The 2,877-nt window shown below is 71.8% G+C and carries 2 protein-coding genes; both read right to left on the reverse strand.

Annotation, left to right across the window (positions count from 1 at the left end):
- A partial coding sequence (locus tag B9S61_RS13165) for a bifunctional (p)ppGpp synthetase/guanosine-3',5'-bis(diphosphate) 3'-pyrophosphohydrolase (protein WP_103542423.1) occupies positions 1 to 1,646 on the reverse strand: 1,646 nt, incomplete at its 3' end.
- Between the two features lie 297 nt (positions 1,647 to 1,943).
- Positions 1,944 to 2,813, reverse strand: a complete 870-nt coding sequence (dapF, locus tag B9S61_RS13170) for a diaminopimelate epimerase (protein WP_103542424.1) — start codon at positions 2,811 to 2,813, stop codon at positions 1,944 to 1,946.
- Positions 2,814 to 2,877 lie beyond the last annotated feature (64 nt).

The raw sequence follows: 2,877 nt of genomic DNA on the forward strand, positions 1-2,877 counted from the left end.
CGGGAGGGCGATGCCGCCTCCGCCGCGGCCGCGTCGTCCTGTGCGGGGTGGGCGGTCAGCCACCGCTGGATGGCGATCCGCGCCGCCGGGGTGTGCGCGTGCTCCAGCCACTCCCGGGAGGGCTCGGAGGCCGCGTCCTGCCCCATCAGCAGCTGGACCGTGTCACCGTCCTTCAGCACGGTGCTCAGCGTCGCCAGGCGGCCGTTGACCCGGGCACCGATGCACGCGTGGGCGTCCTCGCCGTACTGCGCGTACGCGGCGTCGACACAGGTCGCCCCCTCGGGCAGGCCCAGCGTGCCCCCGTCGGGGCGGAAGACGGTGATCTCGCGGTCCTGGGCGAGGTCCTCACGCAGGGTGGACCAGAAGGTGTCGGGGTCGGGCGCGGCCCGCTGCCAGTCGAGGAGCCGGGAGAGCCAGCCGGGCCGGGTGGGGTCGACACGCTCGCCGTCGGCCGCGGACTGCTCCTCCGGCGGGGCGGCGTAGGGGTTGCCGAGGGCGACGACTCCGGCCTCGGCGACCTTGTGCATCTGGTGGGTGCGGATCAGCACCTCGACGACCTGGCCGTCCGTGGCCGAGACGGCGGTGTGCAGCGACTGGTAGAGGTTGAACTTCGGTACGGCGATGAAGTCCTTGAACTCCGAGACGACGGGCGTCATACAGGTGTGCAGCTCGCCCAGGACGCCGTAGCAGTCGGCGTCCTCGTTCACCAGCACCAGCAGACGGCCGAAGTCGGCGCCCCGCAGCTGCCCGCGTTTCCGGGACACCCGGTGCACGGACACGAAGTGGCGTGGCCGGATGAGGACTTCGGCGGTGATGTCCGCCTCGCGGAGCACCTTGCGCACGCTGTCGGCGACCTCGGCGAGCGGGTCGTCCGCGCGGGCCGCGTTGCGCACGATCAGCTCACGTGTCAGCTCGTACTCGTCGGGGTGCATGATCGCGAAGACGAGGTCTTCCAGCTCCGTCTTGAGCGCCTGGACGCCGAGGCGTTCGGCGAGCGGGATGAGCACGTCCCGGGTCACCTTGGCGATGCGTTCCTGCTTCTCGGGGCGCATCACACCGAGCGTGCGCATGTTGTGCAGCCGGTCGGCGAGTTTGATCGACATCACGCGGACGTCGTTGCCGGTGGCGACGAGCATCTTGCGGAACGTCTCGGGTTCGGCCGCGGCGCCGTAGTCGACCTTCTCCAACTTGGTGACGCCGTCGACGAGATACCGGACCTCCTCGCCGAACTGCTCCCTCACCTGATCGAGCGTCACCTCCGTGTCCTCGACGGTGTCGTGGAGCAGGGACGCCGTCAACGTCGTGGTCTCCGCCCCCAGTTCGGCGAGGATGAGAGTCACGGCCAGCGGGTGGGTGATGTACGGCTCGCCGCTCTTGCGCATCTGGCCGCGGTGGGAGGACTCGGCCAGCACATAGGCCCGGCGCAGGGGTTCGAGATCGGCGTCGGGGTGGTGGGCACGGTGGGTGTCCACGACGTGTCCGATGGCGTCCGGAAGCCGGTCACGCGCGGTGCCTCCGAGCAGCGCTGCGCGGCCGAGCCGTCGCAGGTCGAGCCGGGGGCGGGACTTCCTGCGCGATCCCGTGGGTGTGACGTGACCAGAAGTCACCGGGCCTGGGGTCGCGGGATTCACGGCCTCCGCGTTCATGGGCACCTCCGGCTGCGTGGACCGGCGGACGGCGTGCCCCAGGGCGGACTCGGGCTCAGGAGACGGTGCTCGTCTCCCGTCCGGGCCGGTGCTTGATGCTACCGACCCCGACCCCGCCGGACCGACCGCCTCCGGCCGAGCGTGAAACGGATCACTCCATCGAGCGAAGGTCCACCGGCAGTCGCTTTCACGCCACCGGGGTGGCCTCCGCCATGATCTCGAAGTCCGGTACCCCTCACCGTCCTGGGGAAACGACCACGCGGAGGACCGGCGGCTTGGATACGGAGCCGGCGCCGGTCAGCGCAGGGCGTTCTCCAGCCACTCCGCCTCGATCGCGCCCTCGGCGACGATCACCGCGGGACCGGTCATCTCGATCTCGCCGTCGGGCCGTTCGGTGATCACGAGGGTGCCGCCGGGCACGTCGACCGTGTATGTCGCCGGGGCGCCGGTGACGGCCGGGTCGGCGCCGTCCCTGCGGGCGGCGGCCACGGCGACCGCGCACGCGCCCGTACCGCAGGACCGGGTCTCGCCCGCCCCGCGCTCGTGCACCCGCATCGCCACATGCCGCGGGCCGCGGTCGGCGACGAACTCCACGTTCACCCCGTCCGGGTAGGCGGACGGGGGGCTGAACGGGGGCGGGGTGAACAGATCGCCCGCGTGGGCGAGGTCGTCGACGAAGGCCACGGCGTGCGGATTGCCCATGTTCACGTTCCGGGCGGGCCAGTCGCGCCCGCCGACGCTCACGGTGACGTCGCCCTCGGGGAACAGCGCCCGGCCCATGCCGACGGTGATGTCTCCGTCCTTGGCGATGTGCACGGTCTTCACGCCCCCACGCGTGGCGACCGTGATGTCTCCCGCGGACACATGCCCCGCGCGCTGGAGATAGCGCGCGAACACACGCACTCCGTTGCCGCACATCTCCGCGATCGAGCCGTCGCCGTTGCGGTAGTCCATGAACCACTCGGCCTCGGCCGCCATGCCACGGGCCTCGGGATGCGCCGCGGACCGCACCACGTGCAGCAGCCCGTCGCCGCCGATACCCGCGCGGCGGTCGCACAGGGCGGCGACGGCGGCCGGGGGGAGGTCGACGGCGTTCTCGGGGTCCGGGACGATCACGAAGTCGTTCTCCGTGCCGTGCCCCTTGAGGAAGGCGATCCGCGTGCTCATTCCTCGATCGTAAGGGGTGACGGCGCGTCGCCGCCGGTGAGCCGTCGCCCCGTACGGTCCCGGC

It is taken from the genome of Streptomyces sp. SM1 (assembly GCF_002910825.1).
In the GTDB taxonomy this organism is placed as follows: Bacteria; Actinomycetota; Actinomycetes; order Streptomycetales; family Streptomycetaceae; genus Streptomyces; species Streptomyces okerensis.

Coding starts and splice junctions, on each gene's coding strand:
- dapF (WP_103542424.1), bottom strand. CDS start 2,813: ATGAGCACGCGGATCGCCTTCCTCAAGGGGCACGGCACGGAGAACGAC.